General features: G+C 65.3%; 19 protein-coding genes. 14 read left to right on the forward strand and 5 right to left on the reverse strand.

Annotated elements, in window-relative coordinates; translation table 11 throughout:
• Nucleotides 1-170 precede the first annotated feature (170 nt).
• The 5 genes from ACIHA7_RS11940 to ACIHA7_RS11960 all read left to right on the forward strand — a co-directional run bounded on the left by ACIHA7_RS11940 (nucleotide 171) and on the right by ACIHA7_RS11960 (nucleotide 5,993).
• Nucleotides 171-1,577 (forward strand): hemolysin family protein, encoded by a 1,407-nt coding sequence (locus ACIHA7_RS11940; protein ID WP_397288379.1) that lies wholly within the window; start codon nucleotides 171-173, stop codon nucleotides 1,575-1,577.
• Nucleotides 1,570-2,634 carry a hemolysin family protein gene (locus ACIHA7_RS11945; protein WP_397288381.1) on the forward strand — a complete coding sequence of 355 codons (1,065 nt, stop codon included), beginning with the start codon at nucleotides 1,570-1,572 and terminating at the stop codon, nucleotides 2,632-2,634. Before ACIHA7_RS11940 ends, ACIHA7_RS11945 begins: the two co-directional genes overlap by 8 nt.
• The gene (locus ACIHA7_RS11950) at nucleotides 2,631-3,530 is read left to right on the forward strand and encodes a 3-methyladenine DNA glycosylase (RefSeq protein ID WP_397288383.1); all 900 of its coding nucleotides are present in this window, start codon (nucleotides 2,631-2,633) and stop codon (nucleotides 3,528-3,530) included. The genes ACIHA7_RS11945 and ACIHA7_RS11950 overlap by 4 nt, the downstream gene beginning before the upstream one ends.
• A 229-nt stretch (nucleotides 3,531-3,759) precedes the next feature.
• A complete protein-coding gene (locus tag ACIHA7_RS11955; RefSeq protein WP_397288385.1) occupies nucleotides 3,760-5,334 on the forward strand; it encodes an LVIVD repeat-containing protein in 1,575 nt (524 codons plus the stop codon).
• 2 nt (nucleotides 5,335-5,336) lie between these two features.
• A complete protein-coding gene (locus ACIHA7_RS11960) occupies nucleotides 5,337-5,993 on the forward strand; it encodes a DUF305 domain-containing protein (protein WP_397288387.1) in 657 nt (218 codons plus the stop codon).
• A gap of 107 nt (nucleotides 5,994-6,100) precedes the next feature.
• Here ACIHA7_RS11960 and ACIHA7_RS11965 read toward each other — a convergent pair whose 3' ends face one another.
• Both ACIHA7_RS11965 and ACIHA7_RS11970 read right to left on the reverse strand, forming a co-directional pair.
• A complete protein-coding gene (locus tag ACIHA7_RS11965) occupies nucleotides 6,101-6,664 on the reverse strand; it encodes a hypothetical protein (protein WP_397288389.1) in 564 nt (187 codons plus the stop codon).
• Nucleotides 6,665-7,078: 414 nt separating this feature from the next.
• A complete protein-coding gene (locus ACIHA7_RS11970; RefSeq protein ID WP_397288391.1) occupies nucleotides 7,079-7,819 on the reverse strand; it encodes a hypothetical protein in 741 nt (246 codons plus the stop codon).
• A 741-nt stretch (nucleotides 7,820-8,560) separates the two neighbouring features.
• Here ACIHA7_RS11970 and ACIHA7_RS11975 point away from each other — a divergent pair.
• The 9 genes from ACIHA7_RS11975 (at nucleotide 8,561) to ACIHA7_RS12015 (ending at nucleotide 16,955) form a co-directional block, all read left to right on the forward strand.
• Complete coding sequence (locus ACIHA7_RS11975; protein WP_397288392.1) at nucleotides 8,561-9,601, forward strand: iron-containing redox enzyme family protein; 1,041 nt, start codon at nucleotides 8,561-8,563, stop codon at nucleotides 9,599-9,601.
• Entirely contained in the window at nucleotides 9,595-9,888 is a 294-nt protein-coding gene (locus tag ACIHA7_RS11980) for a hypothetical protein (protein ID WP_397288394.1), read from the forward strand. Before ACIHA7_RS11975 ends, ACIHA7_RS11980 begins: the two co-directional genes overlap by 7 nt.
• Before the next feature lie 47 nt (nucleotides 9,889-9,935).
• Nucleotides 9,936-10,631: a 2OG-Fe dioxygenase family protein gene (locus ACIHA7_RS11985; RefSeq protein ID WP_397288397.1), complete on the forward strand. Its 696-nt coding sequence runs from the start codon at nucleotides 9,936-9,938 to the stop codon at nucleotides 10,629-10,631.
• Entirely contained in the window at nucleotides 10,621-12,699 is a 2,079-nt protein-coding gene (locus tag ACIHA7_RS11990) for a molybdopterin-dependent oxidoreductase (RefSeq protein WP_397288399.1), read from the forward strand. Before ACIHA7_RS11985 ends, ACIHA7_RS11990 begins: the two co-directional genes overlap by 11 nt.
• Nucleotides 12,692-13,327 carry a LysE family translocator gene (locus tag ACIHA7_RS11995; protein WP_397288401.1) on the forward strand — a complete coding sequence of 212 codons (636 nt, stop codon included), beginning with the start codon at nucleotides 12,692-12,694 and terminating at the stop codon, nucleotides 13,325-13,327. The genes ACIHA7_RS11990 and ACIHA7_RS11995 overlap by 8 nt, the downstream gene beginning before the upstream one ends.
• A gap of 17 nt (nucleotides 13,328-13,344) precedes the next feature.
• A complete protein-coding gene (gene dapF / locus ACIHA7_RS12000; protein ID WP_397288403.1) occupies nucleotides 13,345-14,154 on the forward strand; it encodes a diaminopimelate epimerase in 810 nt (269 codons plus the stop codon).
• A gap of 81 nt (nucleotides 14,155-14,235) precedes the next feature.
• On the forward strand, nucleotides 14,236-14,673 hold the full coding sequence (locus ACIHA7_RS12005; protein WP_397288405.1) for a DUF2000 domain-containing protein: 438 nt from the start codon (nucleotides 14,236-14,238) through the stop codon (nucleotides 14,671-14,673).
• Nucleotides 14,674-14,885: 212 nt separating this feature from the next.
• A complete protein-coding gene (locus ACIHA7_RS12010) occupies nucleotides 14,886-16,235 on the forward strand; it encodes a carotenoid oxygenase family protein (RefSeq protein WP_397288407.1) in 1,350 nt (449 codons plus the stop codon).
• Nucleotides 16,236-16,526: 291 nt separating this feature from the next.
• Nucleotides 16,527-16,955, forward strand: coding sequence for a cystatin domain-containing protein (locus tag ACIHA7_RS12015; RefSeq protein WP_397288410.1), 429 nt, complete (start codon nucleotides 16,527-16,529; stop codon nucleotides 16,953-16,955).
• 114 nt (nucleotides 16,956-17,069) lie between these two features.
• Here ACIHA7_RS12015 and ACIHA7_RS12020 read toward each other — a convergent pair whose 3' ends face one another.
• The 3 genes from ACIHA7_RS12020 to ACIHA7_RS12030 all read right to left on the reverse strand — a co-directional run bounded on the left by ACIHA7_RS12020 (nucleotide 17,070) and on the right by ACIHA7_RS12030 (nucleotide 19,820).
• Nucleotides 17,070-18,116 carry a hypothetical protein gene (locus ACIHA7_RS12020; RefSeq protein ID WP_397288412.1) on the reverse strand — a complete coding sequence of 349 codons (1,047 nt, stop codon included), beginning with the start codon at nucleotides 18,114-18,116 and terminating at the stop codon, nucleotides 17,070-17,072.
• Nucleotides 18,071-18,745 (reverse strand): HEAT repeat domain-containing protein, encoded by a 675-nt coding sequence (locus ACIHA7_RS12025; protein ID WP_397288414.1) that lies wholly within the window; start codon nucleotides 18,743-18,745, stop codon nucleotides 18,071-18,073. The genes ACIHA7_RS12020 and ACIHA7_RS12025 overlap by 46 nt, the downstream gene beginning before the upstream one ends.
• 175 nt (nucleotides 18,746-18,920) lie before the next feature.
• Nucleotides 18,921-19,820 (reverse strand): universal stress protein, encoded by a 900-nt coding sequence (locus ACIHA7_RS12030; RefSeq protein ID WP_397288416.1) that lies wholly within the window; start codon nucleotides 19,818-19,820, stop codon nucleotides 18,921-18,923.
• Between the last annotated feature and the right edge of the window lie 94 nt (nucleotides 19,821-19,914).

Below are 19,914 nucleotides of genomic sequence, written 5' to 3' on the forward strand. Positions count from 1 at the left end.
GTCTCCGGCAACACATCTTCGGCTTGCGAAAGGATCCAGTTGTCACCCGCGTCCGAGGGCGCAGCACAGGAGGGCTCCTCTACCGAGCCGGGTGACAAACCCGGCGTCCTCCTTCCCCCAGCCCCATTCCGCGCCGTGCGGTTCCCCGTCTCGTTCGGCGGGTGCTGACGATGTCCGTCGCACTCACGGTGCTCAGCCTGCTGGGGTTCATCGCTCTCACGGCAGGCACCGCCCTCTTCGTCGCCGCCGAATTCTCGCTCACCGCGCTGGAACGCAGCACCGTGGAGGCGCACGCGCGCGACGGTGACGTCCGCGCGCGGATGGTCCGCCAAGCCCATCGGACACTGTCGTTCCAGCTGTCCGGCGCGCAGCTCGGCATCACCATCACCACACTGATCACCGGCTATATCGCCGAGCCGGTGCTGGCGCGGCTACTGAACCCGCTGTTCACCGGCGTCGGACTGAGCGACGGCGCCGCCCGCGGCGTCTCCCTGACGCTCGCCCTGGTCCTGGCCACCTCGCTGTCGATGATCTACGGCGAGCTGGTGCCGAAGAACATCGCCATCGCCAAGCCGCTGGCCACCGCGCGCACCACAGCGCCGCCGATGGTCGCCTTCTCCGTCATCTTCAAGTGGCTGATCCATTTCCTCAACAACACCGCGAACTGGGTCGTCCGCAGGCTCGGCGTCGAGCCCGCCGAGGAACTGCGTTCGGCGCGTTCGCCGCAGGAACTCGGCTCGCTGGTGCGCACGTCCGCGCTGCGCGGCTCGCTCGACCAGCGCACCGCCCTGGTGATCGACCGGTCGCTGCAGTTCGGCGAGCGCAGCGCCGAGGAACTGATGACGCCGCGGGTGAAGATCGAGGCGCTGGACAAGCTGGACACCATCGCCGACCTGATCGACGCCGCCCGCCGCACCGGCTACTCCCGCTTCCCGGTGATCGACGGCGACCTGGACAACACCCTCGGCGTCGTGCACATCAAGCAGGCGTTCACCCATCCCGCGAACGTGCGCCGCACCATTCCGCTGCAGATGCTGGCCCACCCGGTCCCGATCGTGCCCGCCAGCTTGGACGGCGACGAGGTGCTCGAACGAATCCGCGCCGACGGCATGCAGGTCGCGCTGGTCGTCGACGAGTACGGCGGCACCGCGGGCATCGTCACGATGGAGGACATCATCGAGGAGATCCTCGGCGACGTGCGCGACGAGCACGACGAGGAAGAACTCGATGTGCGCCGGGTCGCCGACGGCTGGGACTGCTCCGGCCTGCTGCGCATCGACGAGGTCTCCCGCGCCACCGGATACGACGCCCCCGAAGGCGAGTACGAGACCCTCGGCGGGCTCGTGCTCACCAGGCTCGGCCGCATCCCGGAGGCCGGTGACGAGGTCGTGCTGCCGAATCCGCGTTCCCAGCAATGGTCTTCGGGCGACCAGCCGAGCACCGGCGGGTGGATCGCGCGGGTAGAGCGCATGGACGGACGCCGGATAGACCGGGTCCGGTTGCTGCCGGTCGCCCCCGACGACCTCGCGTTCCGGCAGCTACAGGCCGAGCCGGAGCAGGAGCACAGCCATGGGTGACCTGTTCGGTGTCCTGCTCACCGTCGTGCTGCTCGCAGGCAACGGCTTCTTCGTCGCCGCCGAGTTCGCGCTGATCTCCGCGCGCCGCGATCGCCTGGAAGCACTCGCCGCGCAGGGAAAGCGCAACGCCGACATCGTGATTCGGGCGGGCGAGAACCTGTCGATGATGCTCGCCGCCGCGCAGCTCGGCATCACCATCTGCTCGATCCTGCTCGGTCGCGTCGGCGAACCCGCGGTGGCCCACCTGCTGGAGGGTCCGTTCGATTTCCTCGGCATGCCCGAGCAGCTGCTGCATCCGATCGCGTTCGCTATCGCCCTCGCCATCGTGGTGGTGCTGCACATCCTGTTCGGCGAGATGATTCCGAAGAACATCGCGCTCGCCGGGCCGGAACGCAGTGCGCTGCTGCTCGTTCCGGTGCACCTGATGTGGTTGCGCGTGGCCCGCCCCCTGATCGCCTTCTACAACCTCTGTGCGAATCTGACGCTGCGGATGCTGCGGATCGAGCCGAAGGACGAGTTGCAGGCGACCGTCTCCTCGGTGGAACTCGCCGAGATGATCGGCGAGTCGCGCTCGGAGGGCCTGCTCGACGAGGAGGAACACCGCAGGCTCACCCAGGCGCTCGGCACCAGCGAACGGATGGTCGCCGATGTGATGGTGCCGTTGGCGACGACCAGGACGGTCCCGTTGCGCGGCAACGGAACCACCCTCGGCGACATCGAGAGTGCGGTCGCCGAGACCGGGTTCTCCCGCTACCCCGTGCGCGCGAGCGACGGGTCGCTGGTGGGCTACATGCACGTCAAGGATGTGCTGGACAAGGTCGCCGACGAGAACGCGGGGCCGACGACGCCCATTCCGCGCACCGACATTCGGCCGTTGCCGACGCTGAGCATGCACACCCCGCTGTACGAGGCGTTGGCCAGGTTGCGCCGGACGAACAGTCACCTGGGTCGGGTCGTCGATGCCCGCGGCAACACCACGGGCATTGTGGCGCTGGAAGATCTGGTGGAAGAGTTCGTCGGCACCGTCCGCGACGGGACGCACCGGATCATCGAATGACCGGGTCGGAGGTTGTCGTCCTGGCCGAAGCGCAGTGGCGCGCGCAGGCCGCGGCGCACCTGGATCGGGTGGAACGATTGGTTGGCCCGTATGTCGAACGGCGGGCGGCCGGGTCGTCGCATCCGGTGATCGACTTCCTGTTCACCTATTACGGGCACAAGCCCGCCCAGTTGCGGCGCTGGCATCCGGGGTTCGGCGTCGGACTGGCGGGTGCCCGCGAATACGACGGGGCGCGCGGATACCACCGGCTCGATGCGGATTCATCGATTTTCACGGCGGACCCCGGCTATCTCGCGCGTCGTCGCGACACCATCCAGTTCATCGCGAACCTGTTGCGCGCCACCGCGGCCCGGCCCGCGCAGCTGTCCTGCTTCGGATTGCACGAATGGGCGATGGTGTATCGCACCGACGATGTCCGGCATCAGCAGGTGCCGCTGCGGCTGGGCCGGTCCGGCACCGACGAGGTGGTCGAGTCGATGTCGCTGCGCTGCACGCACTTCGACGCGTTCCGGTTCTTCACGCCCGACGCGGTGGGGCGCAATATCGAGCCGCTGACGCGCGCCGATCAGGTCAGCCGGGAACAGCCCGGGTGCCTGCACGCGAATATGGACCTCTATAAGTGGGGGTTCAAGCTGGTCCCACTGGTTTCCTCCGCGCTGATCCTGGACTGCTTTGAACTGGCTTGCGCCGCACGGGAACTGGATATGCGGGCCAGTCCTTACGATCTGGCGGAGTACGGGTATGCGCCGGTGCGTATCGAGACACCTTCCGGGCGTGCGGAATACGTGCGGTCGCAGTCCGTATTGGCGGAGCAGTCGGCGGAGTTGCGGCGGGCGCTGCTCGCGGCCTGCGAAGATCTGCTCGCCTACGACGTGGCGCAGCGGCCCGCAGATTGACCCCTTGCGAGTTGGCCGGGTCAGACCTTTCGCGTATCCGCACCGACCCTTCCATCTTCCGCCCCAGACGGTGCCCCAAGACTGCCCCAACCAGCTAGTTCGTCGAATTTCCGCAAAACCTCCCGCATAAGTTAACGGTAGTTACTACCATTCAGTCAGTTCCCCGAGCTGTCCCAGTCAGCGGAGGGATGACAGAAGCAACACCCGATGAAGGTTGGGGAGTCCGACGATGCGCTCATTGACGAGCCTGCGGCGTTTCAAACCATTGGCCCTGGTCACGGTCGGCCTGGCCGCCGTGTTGACGCTGCCGAGCAGCGCGTCGGCCGACCTACAGTCCGACATCCAGAACGCGGTCCAGGAGTTCCTGGATGTCGGCCGCACCTCGGTCCCCCGGGCCGACTGCGGGCCGGGCTCGCTCCCGGAGAACGGCATGCAGGGCGACGTCACGGCGGCCGACCGGGACAGTGGACGCAGCACCCAGGGCTACCGCTGCAACATGTCGTTCGTTGGCGGCTTCGCCGGGCGCGGCGCGGGCATCACCTCGACCAGCTTCGAGCACTGCTCCTACATGGGTTCCTTCTTCCCCGGCGACCTGATCAGCGAGGGCCGCGGCGTGCAGGTCGTCGACGCGTCCGACCCCGCGAACCCGCGACCCACCGCCAACCTCACCGAACCCGCGATGCTCGCGGGGACCTGGGAGAGCCTGAAGGTCAACACCGCGCGCAAGCTGCTGGTCGGCACCGGCGTTCCGGTCGGCACGGGCGTCGGCTACCTGTCGGTCTACGACATTTCCGACTGCGCGCATCCGCGCCTGCTCAATCCCGGCCCAGGCACGAATATGCTGATGCCACTGCCGATCACGACGCACGAAGGCGGCTTCTCCCCCGACGGCAACACCTACTGGGCCTCCGGAATCGCCCCCGGTTTCGTCAGCGCGATCGATCTGTCCGACCCGGCCAACCCGCACGTCGTCTGGCAGGGCCTGACCGGGATCGAGGCGCACGGCTTCGGCATCAGCGCGGACGGCAACCGGATGTACATCTCCGCGCTCGGCGGCTTCACCGTGCTCGACATCAGCGCGGTGCAGCGCCGCGATCCGAACCCGCAGGTCTTCCATATCGGCCGGGTGTTCTGGACCGACGGCTGGGCGACCCAGCACAGCATTCCGGTGACCTACGACGGCAAGCCCTACCTCTACACCGTCGACGAAGGCGGTTCGGGCGGTGTGAAACTCATCGACATCTCCGACGACACCAAGCCGAAGGTCGCCGCGAAGATCAAGCTGGAGATCAACCTGCCGCAGCACATCGACAGCAATATCGGGTCGTCCATGGGCGGTTCGGCTTTCGCCTACGAATCGCACTACTGCACCGCCGACCGCCGGGACAATCCGACGGCGCTCGCCTGCGGCTGGATCTCCTCCGGTATCCGGGTTTTCGATGTGCGCGACCCGTTCGACATTCGGGAGATCGCCTACTTCAACCCGCCGGCCCGCACCGGCCAGAACCTCAGCCTGTGGAATTCACCGCACGCGCTCGCCTCGATCATCGGGGTGCCGTTGATGAGTGCACCGCCCGCGATTCGCGCAGTGCTGGAAGGGCAGTTCAATCCGTCGGACGCGCTCACCCCGCGCACCGGCAGGCTCGCCTTCGGCGACGTCTCCACCGACTGGTGCCTCTCGCCGCCGGAATGGCGTGGCTCGCAACTGTACGTCACCTGCTCCGACAACGGATTCATGGTGTTGCAGCTGGAGAACGACGTGTATACGCCGCCGGCGGACCAAGAGTCGATCGTCGGGTCGTAGCGATGCCACGCTGGATGCGCGGCGCCGCGCTCGCCTCCCTGGCCTTCGCGCTACTGGTGCTCGGTGCCGCGCTGCGCCCGCTCGTCCTGCCGGAAGCACACACGGCCGCACCGGTTCTCAGTGCCGTCGAGATCGGCTTCGTGCAGGACATGACCGCGCACCATCAGCAGGCGCTGATCATGGCGCAACGCCTCGATCGCGCGGTCGACCCGGCGGTGTCGCGGTTGACCCAGCAGCTCGACGACACCCAGCGGCTCGAGATAGGCACCATGCTCGGCTGGTTGCGGTTGGCCAACGCCTCGCCGGTGCCCGCGCGGCCGATGGCGTGGATGCACACCGATGAGGCTCTGCCGCACCAGCATTCGGCGCCGGTCGCGCAATCCGTGGCGAAGCCGTCGGATAGCGTGATGCCGGGGATGGCGACCATGGCGGAACTCGATGCGCTCGCCGCCGCGCGCGGCCGTGACGCCGAGATCCTGTTCCTGCAGTTGATGTTTCGCCACCATCAAGGCGGGATCCTGATGGCGCAGGCCGCCGACCACCTGCTGCCCTCCGGGCCGGTGAAGGAGAGCGCGCGTTCGATGATCCACGCGCAGGGGCAGGAGGCCGGGCTGATGGGTGTGCTGCTCGCCCAACGAGGTGCCGCACCACTGCCCTGACGCGTTCTACTGGGCGACGTGCAAGCCGAATCCAGTGGAGCCAGGCGTTCCCTGCCGTTCGCCAATCGCAGGCTTCGGTCGTAATCACCGCCGCGGGCGCCGCTAGGTCAGGACTCTTCGGTGAAGCGGTACCAGTTTCCTTGGAAGTGTTCGTAGCCGATTCCGGAGGTGGGGGTGCCGAGGTAGGGCGGGGCATTGTCGGGGAAGTAGGCGAAACCCTTGGCGGAGTTGGATTCTTCGCCTTGGGTGTAGAAGAGGCAGCCGCCGTCTCGGCGGGTGATGTAAGTGATGGTGTAGACGCCCAGGCGGGTTCGGTTGCCGGGGTTGGCGCAGTCGGTGGCTTGGGTTTGCAGGATGTCGCGGGAGAGTTTCCAGCCGGTGGTTTCGGGGAGGTCGTACCAGACGACGGCGGCGAAGACGGCGATCACGAGGGGGGCGATCAGGCTGTAGAAGAAGGAGCGGTAGCGGAACAGGCCGATGAGGCCGAACAGCAGCGCGACCGCGCCGAGTATGCCGATGGCCGACCACAGGACTACCTGGACGGGGAAGGTGCCTTCGGCGGCCAACTGCCAGAACAAGGCTAGGCAGCACACGACGATCAGGGCTGTCAGGAGCCCCATCCAGAGGGCGAACCAACTCGGGGTGCGGCGCGCGGTTCCGGCAGTGCTCACGGTGCTCAACATACGGGGGGTATACCCGGATGGACGGCGAAATCCCTAACCCGGCGGCAATCAGTAACTGCCCAGCAGATTCTCACGCCGCACCAGACCGCGAGGGTATGCCGCAGGCGGAAACGCGAACGCCCCGGTCGAATGACCAGGGCGTTCCCAAACTATCCGTTCAGCGTGCAATCACAGCGGCGGGAACCCCGACGACCCGGTGGCCATCCAATTCCAGAACATCGCCGCACGATTGGCGAGCAACGCGACAACGTCGAGGACAACGCTTCCCATAAATCTTCCTCACATCCGACAATCTCCAGTGCAGCGCCCAGGGTAGCCGATCCAGCCTGCGCCGACCCGGACGCCAACGACCATCCCCCGCCGCACCACATCGGACCAGCGGATTCCCTGCCGTCGAGAGACTCAGCGAGTCAGCGCGACGCGGTGGGCGGCGGCGATCAGGGTGGCCAGTTCCTGCTGCTCGGCCTCGTCGAGCACCTCGAAGTAGGGCTGCGCCAGGACGTCGGTCAAGGCCTCTGCGGCCGACCAGCGATCGCGCTGCTCGGCGGTGATCTCCTCGAACGGTTCCGGCCAGCCGAGCAGACGGGCTTGATCGGGCCCGTCGAGCATGGGCGACCCGGCGATGAGGACCGCTTGCGAGGGCGTCAGCCGGTTCGCGGCGAGCGCCATGAGATGCAGCCCGCCACGCAGTTCGCGAAGGACATGCACCAACTGCAGAACTCTGGCAGAGCCGTTCTGCGGCAACGGCATTGCTCGCCAGCCTGCGAACAATGCCAGCCCGGCAGGCGACCCCGCGGTCACGACCGCCTGCAGTAGTTCCGCCAGCCTGTCCGCGTCCGGGAACGCGGCAAGCTTGCGCTTGCCGAAGTCCTGGCAGGCGGCGAGGTAGCCGGTGGCGGCGTCGGCGGGCGGGATCGATACCGATTCCCAGGCCGACCGAACCCGGTCCGGCGCGAAGAACCCGAACGCCGCGGTGACCACATCGGCATCCACGTCACCGAGCACGCCACCGCGGCCACGGGTGTAAGGGCCATGGAATCCGTCCACCCCGGTTGCCTGTCCGAATTCTCTTGCCTCGCGCGACATCATGAACGCCCCACCGAGCTCCAGGATGTGCTTCTTGACCGTGACCGCTGTTGCCATATCCGTCTTCCCCGCATCCGATTCGCTCGATCTCACAGACTATAGTTAACCATAGTCAGAATGAGCGGTCATCACTCAGCGAACAATGCGCTCCGTGATCGCCGCGCCGCGAGGTTCGGGCGCCACGAGCGAATCGCCGCCTCCCAGTGCCGATTCGGCCGATTGCACCGTGCTCGCGGATCGCCCAGCCCACACCGAGCCGGGACGCGTACACGGAGCGGTCCACCGCGCACGGCGCGCTGCCACCGCAGGTCAGGTCTCGACCGATGTTTTACGGCAACGGTCGACGAGTCGGACTGGCCGTACCGATGCCCCGCCCGCCGAATGCAAATGCAAGCCCCGAATATCGGGGTGCTATTCCTCCTCGACAACGCCACCCTATCCGGATTCATCTAACCCCGAACGCTTCGGTGCATTCATGCTGTACGCATAAATACGCGAACTCGCTACCCGCCGGCGATTCCAGACATCTCGGTTTGTTTCCATTGCGGCGCAACATAATCGACGTCTCACTCTTGACTCGGCTACAGGTGCGGCCGTATGGTCATCGCACGGCCGATCAGGGCCGCACGGGGGGTCGGTGGGGTTACCAACCTCCTCCAGCAGGGGTGCAAACACGTTTCGTTGACAATTGAGTCAACAAATATGAGCACGACGCCGATGCGAGGCCATCACCACGGGTTGGCGCGTGAAGTTCGACGAGGCACGTAAGCACAATTGGACAACCCTTTGGGGGGTAATATGACAGCGTCGATACTCATCGGCCACAATCTTTCGGATATCGTTCAAGAAATCCAGCGCGGCTCCGCCAGATCCATTCATGAGCAGTTCAGTGGAGACGCCGCGGCCGAGTCGGCGAAAATCCTGAGAGCAATCGCCGAGGAGACCGTCGAGCGAGCACGCGAAGGTTCGATCGATGCCGTGACCGATTTGCATCTCGCACTGGAATCCATTCACAGTTCATATTTCTCCAAGCCGCGCCCCAACGAGTCATGGTGCAACCGGAAGGGCATTCTCGATCCGGTGCAGGCCATCCTCGAGGATTTCGTCATCGAGTACGAAGAACAATGGATGGACGAGGGTCACGTTCCGCTCACCGACGACCCGGATAAGTTTGTCCAGCAATTGAAAGAAGCGGTCCGCGCACACCCGGCCAACCGACATCCGTTCTACATCGACTTTCTGCCGTCCGCGGCTGGAGTCGCGGATATCCGATACTATCTCGCCCAGGAAACCGCCCTGGATCCGCGATTCGACGACTTCATCGCGTTGATGCAGTTGGGCTGCGACAACCAGCAGAAGCTGGAGTTGGCCGGCAACTACTGGGACGAGATGGGCAACGGCAACCCCGCCCAGGTGCACACGTCGATGTTCGAGAGCGCGATGCGCGAGGTCGGAGCGGATCCCGAGTTCGTCCGCACGCATCGGCTGGTGGAGACGCTCATCTGCGGGAACCTCTCGGCGACGCTGGCGGTGAATCCCCGGTTCTACTACCGCTCCATCGGCAGCTTCGCGGTGACGGAGTTCCTGTTCCCGCGTCGCTGCGCGCAACTGCTCGAGGCGTGGCGTCGGAACCACCTCTCCGATCGCAACGGCGAATACCACAAGGAGCACATCGGCATCGACGCCAGGCACGCGAGCGGGTTCTTCAGAAATGTCATCAAGCCGGAGATTCGTAAAGACCCGAGCGCCACCGGTGACATCTACTGGGGAGCGATAGCGCGGATGAATACTTCGCAACGCTATCTCGATGCGCTCCTGAACGAGCTCGTCTCATGCTGATCGCCGCCGACGAAACAACGCTGGCGGTCCGGAAGGGCGAGATCAACGTGGAGTCCGCTGCGTTCCATGAATGGTGCCTTTCCATCACTATGCAGACCGCGGAGCTACGTGTTTCGGCCACGACGGCGGATCTCGACGAGAACGAAAGAGATCTCGTCGTCGCCATCACCGAACTCTCGGATGTGTTCGACGTTCCGTGCACCATCACCGTCGCGCCGTCCTGCGCACAACTGATCAACCAACTGCCTTTGGCAGCCGACTTCGTCACCGTGCGTATCGCCGGCTGACCGGGCCAGCCCAACGTCGAGCGGGCTGCACACTGAAAGGAAGACCTGTGTCCGAACTGCAAGAACGTGGCTTCAAGTTCGTCGCCCTGCCACCTATCGGTGCCGACGTACTCGCCAGCTACGAAGAAATCGAACTCGATCCTTATATGGCGCACGGCACCAGGTACAAGCGGTTCTCCCAGTATCGGCTGACATACTCCGGTGACGAGGGATGGCAGTTCGAGCTGCTCCCCCACCGGGCTTACTCGGCTTTCAAGAAATTCAATAACGTCGCGGGCGGCATCCTTCGTGAGTACACGCCGATCGCCGTCGACTTCGTCAGCACGATCAAACACATCGTCGACCAGGAGCGCTTTCTCGACCAGACTGTCGACTGGCAGATCAATGTCCACCAGAACCGGAGCAAGACCACGACCGACAAGTCGGCGGAGCTCACGCCGGAGGGGATACACCAGGACGGTCACGAGTTCGTGATCATCTCGATCCTGAGCAGGAACAATGTGCGGGGCGGCGAAATGCGTCTCTGGCCCGCGAAGGACGCCGACCCGATCTGGCGCGGCACGCTCGCGGCCGGCGACGCCGTCATCCTCGATGACCAGCGCGTCTATCACGACGTGACGCCGATCGAACCGGACGGCTCGACCACCGGTACCCGCGACATCCTCATCGTCTCCTTCTCGCGGTGGGACGAACGCTGGTACGGCGAGGAACACGAACAAGCGGTCCTCTCCGATGTCAGCTGACCCCGGTGGCGTCGCCTCGGTTTCGTCGGCGATAAAGCTGATCCACGGTGCCTGTCCACTGGATTGCCCCGACGGCTGCAGTTGGACGGTCACCGTGGACGGCGACGAGCCGGTGAAGCTGGCCGGGCGCAAGGACCACCCGTTCACCGCGGGTGCGCTGTGCGTCAAGGTCGGCCAGTACCTCGAGCAGGCTCGGTCACCGTCGCGGCTGCTGAACCCGAAACGGCGGGTGGGACCGAAGGGGTCGGGCGAGTTCGAAGAGGTCGACTGGTCCACGGCGATCGACCTGATCACCGACCAGTTCGAAACCGCGATCGAGCGGTGGGGCGGGGAGTCGATCTGGCCCTACCAAGGCACCGGGAATCTCGGCTATATCCAAGGCCTGCAAGGGAAGTCGGGCCGGAGGCTGTGGAACGCGATCGGCGCGTCGCGCCATGACATGACGATCTGCTCGATCGCCGGCCAGGAAGGGCTCGCGCTGTCCACCGGTACCTCGTTGGGTATCGACCCCGAATCGTTGGCGGCGTCCCGGCTGGTGCTGATGTGGGGCGTCAACACCGTGACCTCTGGGCACCATCTCTGGAAATTCGTCCAGCAGGCGCGCAGGCACGGCGCGTGGATAGTCGCGATCGACCCGATCAGGACCCGGACGGCCAAACTCGCCGACGAGCACATCGCGCCTCGCCCCGGCACCGACGCCCACCTCGTTCTCGGTCTGCTCCACGAACTGGTCGCGCACGACGCGGTCGACGCCGACTACCTCGCGACAATGACCAACGGGTGGGCTGATTTCCGCGGCCGCCTGCCCGAATTCACGCCTGCCGCCGTCGAAAAGACAACTGGCGTATTGGCATCGGTGATCACGCAGCTCGCCGCCCGGATCGCGTCGTCGCCCCCGGTCGGCATCCGTGCGGGGATGGGGTTGCAACGCCACGCCGGCGGCGGCAACGTCCTGCGGTTGCTGGCGTGTCTGTCGGCGGTGACCGGCGACTGGGGGCGCTACGGCGGTGGGGTGTCCTATTCGACCGACGGATATTTCGGCCTCAACCGGGCAGCCCTCGACCGCGACGACCTGCGGACCCAACCGGTGCGCGGGCTCTCCATGACCCGGCTCGGTGACACGCTCAACGATCCGAACCTGTCGCCGCCGGTGAAGGTGCTGTTCGTCTACGGCGCCAACCCCGTAGCCAGTGCGCCCGGCCAGGCCAACGTCGTCAGAGGATTGTCGCGGGAAGATCTGTTCACCGTGGTCGTCGACCACTTCCAGACCGACACCTGCGATTACGCCGATATCGTGCTGCCTGCGACGATGCAGACCGAGCATCTCGACATTCACGACGGCTACGGCCATATGTACATCGCGTGGAACGAACCCGCGGTCGCCCCGGCGGGCCAGGCATTGTCGACCACCGAGATATTCCGTCGCATCGCCGCCGGGCTACGTTTGCGGGAACCGTGTCTGTACGACAGCGACTTCGACATAGCGTGCCAGTTGATGGACTCCACGCATCCTTCGCTGGATGGCATCACCGTCCGATCGTTACGCGAGCACGGCTGGCAGCGTCTGAACTACCCCGACAAGTTCATCCCCTTCGCCGACGGTTTCCGCACCGTGAGCGGAAGGTTCGAATTTCCGACGAGCGACTTCAGCGCGGAGGTTGCCGCGGAAACGTCGGGAGCGAACGCCCGATATCCGCTGTCCCTACTGGCAACCGCCTCGCATTACACACTCAACTCGACATTTCTCAACAATGAGCTACTGGCCGGCAAGTCGAGCGGAACCGCGGTCACCCTGAACCCGGCGGATGCCCGCCCGCGCAGCATCCGCGCCGGGTGCCGGGTCCGAGTGTTCAACAGCCGCGGCGAATTCGACACCTGCGCCGACATCAGTGACGCGGTCCCACCAGGTGTGGTCGCGATGACCAAGGGAAGCTGGCCCAAGATCGTCGGCGGTCCCACCGTGAACGCCACGGTCGAGGAACGCGACGCCGATCTGGGTGGCGGAGCCGTCTTCCACGACAACAGTGTCGACGTTGCACTACTCGACCGAGAGGACACCGATGCTTGACTGGAGTTTGTTCTGGCCGTTCATGCTCGCCGCGGTCGTCCTGGTGATCATGCCCGGCCCAGATATGATTTTGATCGTCACGCTCGGCACTCGGCACGGCAAAGCCGCGGGGGTGGCGGCGGCCGCGGGCGTCGCCGCCGGACTCGCGGTCCACATCGTCATCACGGTGTTGGGATTGTCCGCGCTCGTGCATAAGTTCCCCGCCGTCTACCAGGGCTTGAAGTGGCTCGGCGTCATTTACCTTGTCTACCTTGCGATTTCGTCGTTTCGCGCGGACCCCGAGCCGCCGGCCGGCGAGGCTTCCGCCACGAAAATACTGCGCAAGCCGGTGCTGGCATCGTTTCGGAGTGCGGCCATCACCAACATATTGAATCCCAAGGTGATTCTTTTCAATCTCGCATTCCTGCCCCAGTTCACCAATCCAGGCCTTGGACACGTACCACAGCAACTCGCCGTTCTCGGGCTTGTCCTCGTCGTAGTCGACTTCGCCATCGACGGCCCCATCGGTTACCTGTCGGGCATGTTCGGTAACCGCATAGCCGAAACCAGCAACAACTACAGTCGCCGCATCAACAACGTCGCCGGGGCGATATTCCTCTGCCTGGCGGGCTGGCTGGCGACGACGTGAATCCGGAGTAGCGACCAATGGTCCCCTTCACCAAGATGCAGGCACTCGGTAATGATTATCTCGTGGTCGAACCCGACCAGCTAGAGCGTCCGATGGACAGCGACCTCGCCCGGCGCTTGTGCGACCGGCACTTCGGTGTCGGGGCGGACGGAGTCCTCCTCGGCCCGACCAACCGGATCATCGAGCGCGGTGCGGAAACATCAATCAGCTTGCGGATCTTCAACTCCGACGGTTCCGAGTGTGAAAAAAGCGGCAACGGCCTGCGCATGTTCGCCGCATACTTGCGCCGCAACTATCTGCGCTCCGATAAATTCATGCTCGAAGTGCTGGCGGGTGCCTGCCCCGTCGAGATCCTCAGCACGGACCCGTGGGAAGTGTCGGTGGACATGGGAATGGCGAAGTCCCTCGATGAGATGACGTTGGAAACTCCCGAGGGCACGATTGTCACCTTCGATCGCGTCGACATCGGCAATCCGCACGCCGTCGCCTTCGTCCCGGACGCCACCGAGGAGTTGGCGCGCGGTGTCGGCGCCTGGGCGGCCCACCACCGTGCATTCGGTCCGCACGGCACCAACGTTCAACTCTGTACCGCCGTCGACAGGCAGACGTTGAAACTGCGGATTTGGGAACGCGGCGCGGGCTATACGCTGGCATCGGGCAGCAGCAGCTGCGCGGCCGCGTATAGTGCCTTCCGCGCAGGCTACGTCGACCGGTCGGTCACGGTAACCATGCCGGGCGGCGAGGTCACCGTGCTCATCGATAACGACCGTATCCATTTGCAGGGGCGCTGCGAGTTCGTCGCCCACGGCAGCATGTTCGACAGCTAGCGCGCAAGCGATCATCTGGGCGACGGGCAACGTCGCCGTAGCGAAAGGGACGCTCAGATTTCGGATACCGGTGGGGTTTCGGTGGCAAGCGAAATGAAGCTGTATGTCGTGATCAACCGGGTGCTCCGCGAGGACCCCGGACGGGCGATCAACGTCGCCGCCCACGCGATGGCGGGACTCGTCGCCAAAGCCGCATCCAAGGCGCCCGACCTGCTACAGGCGATGGCATTCATCGACTACCCCGACGCGTCGGGCACCTCGCACGACTTCATCTCCGCCCACGGCCTGATCGTCCTGTCGGCCAAAACCGGTCAGCTGAAGACACTTCGGCGCACCTTCACCGAGCAGGACGTCCACTCGATCGACTTCTGCGACGGCATGCTCGACGGATCGACCGAGGAACAACTCGCCCGCGTCGCGGCAACACCCGAGGACGACATCATCCCGCTGTGCGTCGCGGCGTTCGGACCGGTAGAAACCATCGACCCGCACACCCGCCGATTGTCTCTGTGGCGGTAGCACAGTCCCTGTTGCGCAATTAGCTACGGCCGCAACATCCGTCAGCGAGCTCGGAGGCATATGCCTGTGCTTCTCGTGTTGCTGCCGGAAAGTCGGGCGGTTCATCCTGCGCGTTTTCGCACCGGCTGAGGGCGTCGACAAGAACAAGACTGTTTCTTCTCGGATTGCCCCGGCATCCTGGCACAGCGGAGCCAGCGACAGGAGAACCAGCGATGACGACCACGCCCAAACCCGACCTCCCCCTGCACCTTTCGGGGAACAACGCACCGGTCGCCGAAGAGGTGACGACGGAGCAGGCCGAGGTGATCGGAGTGATTCCCGAGGAGTTGACCGGGACCTACTACCGCAACGGTCCCAATCCGCGCGCCGGTTGGTCGCCGCACTACTTCGCAGGCGATGGAATGGTCCACGCGGTCGCCCTGGACGGCGGCCGGGCCCGCTGGTATCGCAACCGATACGTGCGGACCCCCCTGTACGCATGCCCGGGACAGTCGCGCTTTGCCCTGGCGTTCGACCAGACCACGGGACAGGTGGATTACCGGGTCACGACAGCCAACACTCACGTGGTCGCGCATGCGGGTCGGTTGCTCACGCTGGAGGAAGGCGGCTTCCCCTACGAGATCACCCCGGAGTTGGCGACGGTGGGGCCGTTCACCTTCGACGGCGCGCTGCACACCCCGATGACCGCCCACCCGAAGATCTGCCCGCGCACCGGGGAGTTGCTGTTCTTCGGCGTCCGGCTGCGTCCCCCGTACCTCACCTACTATCGCGCCGCGCCGACCGGTGAGCTGCTCCATGCCCAGGTGGTGCGGATTCCCCGTGCGACGATGATGCACGATTTCGCGATCACCGAAACGTCCGTGGTCTTCATGGACCTTCCCGTGGTCTTCGACCCGGTTGCTGCCGCGGGCGGTATGCCATGGCGGTGGGACGACGGGCACGGCGCCCGGTTCGGCGTGCTGGGTCGCGAGGGCGGGGACGTGCGGTGGTTCGACGTAGAACCCTGCTACGTGTGGCACACCATGAACGCGTTCGAAGCCGACGGCGTGCTCACGGTAACCGGCACCCGGGTGCCGACACTGTGGCGAGCGGGCTCCGATGACATCGGTGGCGGACTGCCCCGGCTGCACCAATGGCGGCTGAACCTGAGCACGGGCGCGGTCGCCGAACAGCCGCTCGATGACGCGACCGTCGAGTATCCCCGGGTCGCGGATGCCGAGATCGGACAACGCCACCGTTTCGGCTACGTCACCAGCTTTTCCCTCGACGCCGAACCCGAGTACTCGACAATCTACAAATACGATCTCACCGACGGGGCGTCGCGCCGCATGCACCGGCTACCCGCGGGGCACACCTGCGGCGAAGCGGTTTTCGTCCCCCGCCACAACGCCTCGCGCGATGACGACGGCTACCTGATGACCTTCGCGCACGACCGCGCGAACGACACCAGCTATCTGACGATCCTGGACGCCACCGACCTGACAGCCCGGCCCCTAGCGCAGATACACCTACCGGTCCGCGTCCCGGCCGGCTTCCACGGCAACTGGGTGCCCAGCCGCTGATCGAGTCCTCGACGGGGCCGCATGCGCGGGGACTGTTTCGAGTTACGCGACATACGAGATCGTGCACTGGGACAGCGGAGAATCGATCCCATCCGTCGATCGTTTCCAACGAACGCTGTCGGCCAGCCGAGGTCTGCGCCAGGAGACCCATCCGTATTCCCGCTGGGTACGAATCGGATATGTAGTCCATTCTTTTGGATGTCCGACGGAGGGTGCGACACCACGCCGAGGCACGAGGTCGGCCCGCGGGGCGGTTCGGGTCTGGTACTGGTGGCCGACGAAGGAGGAAGTATGAACGCCTCACGTAGCTTCAAAACTGTTGCCTTGGCAGGAGCGTGCGGGGTGGGACTTGCCGTCGTCGTCGGCGCACCGCCGGCGCAAGCAGGCCCGTCGGATGGCTGGTCCCGAGTCGATCCGGACGATGCCCATATACAGGAGTTGGCGAGTCTCGCGCTCGACTATTTCAACATCCACTCCAACGACTCTTCGTACCACAGGCTGATCAAAGTCCTCGACGCCCGATCTCGGGTGGTCAGCGGGGTGCAATACAAAATTGAACTCCTCGAGGGCCGGACCGAGTGCCGCAAGAACAGCACACCCGCAACGGAGAGCCATCGATGCCCGTTGCAGGAGGGTGGAACGACGTACCGATGCACTGCGGAGGTTTGGGAAAAGAGTTGGGAGAACTTCAGGGAGGTGTCATCGTACGACTGCCGGTAAGTCGTGGCGGTGCGTCGGCGTCAACATCCCACCCTCGACGCGACTGAATCACCGACGCCGGATTCGAGGTCACCCGGCGGCGTGAACCTGTGCGGCAGAGTCACTCGGCGACATTCAGTCTTCCTCGTACTCATCCTCGTCGTTGGGCAGGTCCAAATGGAGCATGCTCGCCGCCAGTTCGACGTCGTGGTCGCCGGTTCGTCTGAGGAACCTGTGCAGGCATGCCTCGACCCTCGGATCGCTATCCCGGAACGGGAGCAGCGTTTTCACCATATTTTTATAGGCGTGCGCCCGGTTGCGAGCCGCGAGTGTCGAGGGATTGTCGAGCAGGTGCAAGAAGGCGTCTACGCATTCTGCTCTGCACCGCGCTATAGCGACTTCTATGTCCCAAGAAGACAATTGGGGGCGGGCGAGCACATCGAGAAGTGGGCGGCGTACCGCCTCCGAGTCGAGTCCGCCTGCGATGAATACGAGATTGCCTCGCGCGACCAGTCCGCGCGGATCGGCGTCGTAGGTCGGATCGCGCAACGCGGCGATCACCGGCTCTGTCATGGTGGAGACGGGCAGGTCGTGTTTGCTGCGCGTGCGAGGGTTCACCAGCTCCCGCAGGATCGTCGTGACCAGTTCGCGCCGCGGCATCGGGAGGCTGGAGTCGACGAGCTCCGCCAGCAAGCGGGCCAGGACAGCTTCGGTGCAGGTATCGATGACCACCCACGCCGCCTGGAATCCTTGATCGGGCGGACCGACGAACGAATCCGCATGTCCGAGAACGTATTCGGCGAGCTCATCGGCGATCACGTCGCGTGACGTGCGCTGGATGGTGAGGGCAGTCAACAGGTACCAGCAGGTCGCGGGCGGAGTCGTGCGCAGTGTCTGCCGGAGAGCTACGGCCATATCGGGGTCATCAATTCCCTCGACCACCGCGAGTACCGCAGCGCACGCGGCGGCCCGCGTATCGGTCAAACCGGCGGCGAGAGCTCGGCGGGCCACCGCGGTGTCCGCCTGCCGCAGGAATTCGACGGCGGCACGGTGGATCCGCATGTCCCGATCGGCGATCACCGCCCCGAAGGTCACGTCGAGTTCGGGGGCGCGCAATCGGCTCAATGCCTCGGCGATCACCGGCCGAGCCGGCGCGGTCCGGTCGAGCAGCACGGCAGCCACTCCGGCCGCGTCTCGGGCGCACAATCTGTGGCCTTGGCATGCAGATCGAGCACCCGCTGGGCGAGGTTACGAACGGCGGCGCTGCCGTCGCGCGCGACGATCCCGCCCAGCAGCGCCGTCGTGGTTGGCTCGATCCAGGCACCTGCGGCATGCACGGTTGCGATGCGATCCGGCTCGGGCACAGACTCGTCGAACGACACGAGCAAGGTGGCGATGGTCCCGATATCGCGCAGTGCCGCAAGCGCATTGATGATCGCGTGCCGCACCGCCGGTACCGGGTCGGACAATGCGGCGCGGAGCGGCTCGATGGCGTCGCTGTCGCCGAGTTCGCCCAGTGTTCGCGCCGCGACTTCGCGGACCGCGTCGCTGTCGTCGTCGAGCACCGCGCACAACGCCCGCACCGCGCGGGCGTCCTGCCGCCGCGCCAGTTCCTCGACGTAGCCGAGCCGGAGCTCGCTCTTACGCTCGGTAGGCAGCTGTGTGGCGAACCGCTCGACGACTCCATAGTTGTAGTAGAGACCAGCCAGCGAGTGAAACGCGCTGCGCCGCACCGAAAAATTCGGATCTGTCGCATTGTGGTGCAGATCGTTGTCTATTCCCGAGCCGCCGTAAACCTTGGTGGTATGCATGGTGTGGCCCTCCTCCCGTGCGCCACCGTAGCAACGGGTACCGACACCACCTCCGCCGGGCCGCGACGGCAAAGTCTCACGTGCGCGCCGGGATCGGCGACCTCGGACAGGCCCCCGCTCGCGCAGCGACCGCGCGTTCCGAGCGGATTGTGGCCGACCCGTTCGTAAGGAGCGCTCAGCGTTGGCGCACGACGATCATCGGCACCTCGACCGAGTGCAGCAGCGCGTTACTGGTGGAGCCGAGGACCATGCTGGCGAATCCCCCGCGGCCGTGGCTGCCGACGACAACCAGCTGAGCATTCGATGATTCGTCGAGCAAGGATCGAACCGGCCTGTCGGCCAACACGATTCGACGCACCGCGACATCAGGGTATCGGTCGGCGTAACCGGCCAGGCTCTCCGCCAGCACAGCCTCGGCGGACTGTTGCGCGGCATCCCAGCCCGCGACCGGCAGATCGAAACCACTGGTATCACTCCAGGCATGCAACGCGGTCAGCCCGACCTTACGGCGCGAGGCCTCCTCGAACGCCAGCTCCAGCGCGGGCACACTGTTGTCGGTGCCATCGACCCCGACCAGCACCGGTTGAGTCGCCGAGACGGCATCGATCGCGGCATTCCCGTGGATGACCGCGACCGGACAGTGCGCATGATGGGTGGTAGCGGTACTCACCGAACCGAGCAGCCCACGCTGGAACGCACCGATCCCCCGGCTGCCGACCACCAGCATCCGCGCCTGCGCCGAACGCTCGATCAACATCGGGATGACCAACTCGAACGACACTTCGGTAGTGATGTGCGGAGCCGCACCGGGAGCCGCCGTACGGGCCACCCTGGTGGCCTCGGCCAAAATCCGCTCACCGTCTATCCGCAACCAGTCCAGCTCGGTCTCGCCCAGCGCGAGGCCGGGCCCGAAGCCGGGTTGTACCGCCATCGACGTCAGCACATGCAGTCGGCAGTCGTGCAACACGGCTTCCACCGCCGCCCACGCCGCCGCCTGATACGAGCTCGCGGAGCCGTCGACGGCCACCAGGATCGTCGGGTCTTGCGTTGTGTCCGAAGCACTTTCGGCTGCCATGGTCATTCCTTTCGGCACAGATTCACTGGTGGGACCGGGTACGATTACCCGGTGCGGTCTTGGCGCCGTTCCCATGCCAATACATCATTGCGTG

Source organism: Nocardia sp. NPDC052316 (assembly GCF_044547795.1).
In the GTDB taxonomy this organism is placed as follows: Bacteria; Actinomycetota; Actinomycetes; order Mycobacteriales; family Mycobacteriaceae; genus Nocardia.

Bases quoted from the DNA above. Each gene is read 5' to 3' on its own strand.
- dapF (WP_397288403.1), top strand. From the start codon at position 13,345: ATGGTCCCCTTCACCAAGATGCAGGCACTCGGTAATGATTATCTCGTG.
- ACIHA7_RS11945 (WP_397288381.1), top strand. From the start codon at position 1,570: ATGGGTGACCTGTTCGGTGTCCTGCTCACCGTCGTGCTGCTCGCAGGC.
- ACIHA7_RS11995 (WP_397288401.1), top strand. From the start codon at position 12,692: ATGCTTGACTGGAGTTTGTTCTGGCCGTTCATGCTCGCCGCGGTCGTC.
- ACIHA7_RS11980 (WP_397288394.1), top strand. From the start codon at position 9,595: ATGCTGATCGCCGCCGACGAAACAACGCTGGCGGTCCGGAAGGGCGAG.
- ACIHA7_RS11970 (WP_397288391.1), bottom strand. From the start codon at position 7,819: ATGGCAACAGCGGTCACGGTCAAGAAGCACATCCTGGAGCTCGGTGGG.
- ACIHA7_RS12025 (WP_397288414.1), bottom strand. From the start codon at position 18,745: ATGCATACCACCAAGGTTTACGGCGGCTCGGGAATAGACAACGATCTG.
- ACIHA7_RS11940 (WP_397288379.1), top strand. From the start codon at position 171: ATGTCCGTCGCACTCACGGTGCTCAGCCTGCTGGGGTTCATCGCTCTC.
- ACIHA7_RS11960 (WP_397288387.1), top strand. From the start codon at position 5,337: ATGCCACGCTGGATGCGCGGCGCCGCGCTCGCCTCCCTGGCCTTCGCG.
- ACIHA7_RS11975 (WP_397288392.1), top strand. From the start codon at position 8,561: ATGACAGCGTCGATACTCATCGGCCACAATCTTTCGGATATCGTTCAA.
- ACIHA7_RS12015 (WP_397288410.1), top strand. From the start codon at position 16,527: ATGAACGCCTCACGTAGCTTCAAAACTGTTGCCTTGGCAGGAGCGTGC.
- ACIHA7_RS11955 (WP_397288385.1), top strand. From the start codon at position 3,760: ATGCGCTCATTGACGAGCCTGCGGCGTTTCAAACCATTGGCCCTGGTC.
- ACIHA7_RS11950 (WP_397288383.1), top strand. From the start codon at position 2,631: ATGACCGGGTCGGAGGTTGTCGTCCTGGCCGAAGCGCAGTGGCGCGCG.
- ACIHA7_RS12030 (WP_397288416.1), bottom strand. From the start codon at position 19,820: ATGGCAGCCGAAAGTGCTTCGGACACAACGCAAGACCCGACGATCCTG.
- ACIHA7_RS11990 (WP_397288399.1), top strand. From the start codon at position 10,621: ATGTCAGCTGACCCCGGTGGCGTCGCCTCGGTTTCGTCGGCGATAAAG.
- ACIHA7_RS12010 (WP_397288407.1), top strand. From the start codon at position 14,886: ATGACGACCACGCCCAAACCCGACCTCCCCCTGCACCTTTCGGGGAAC.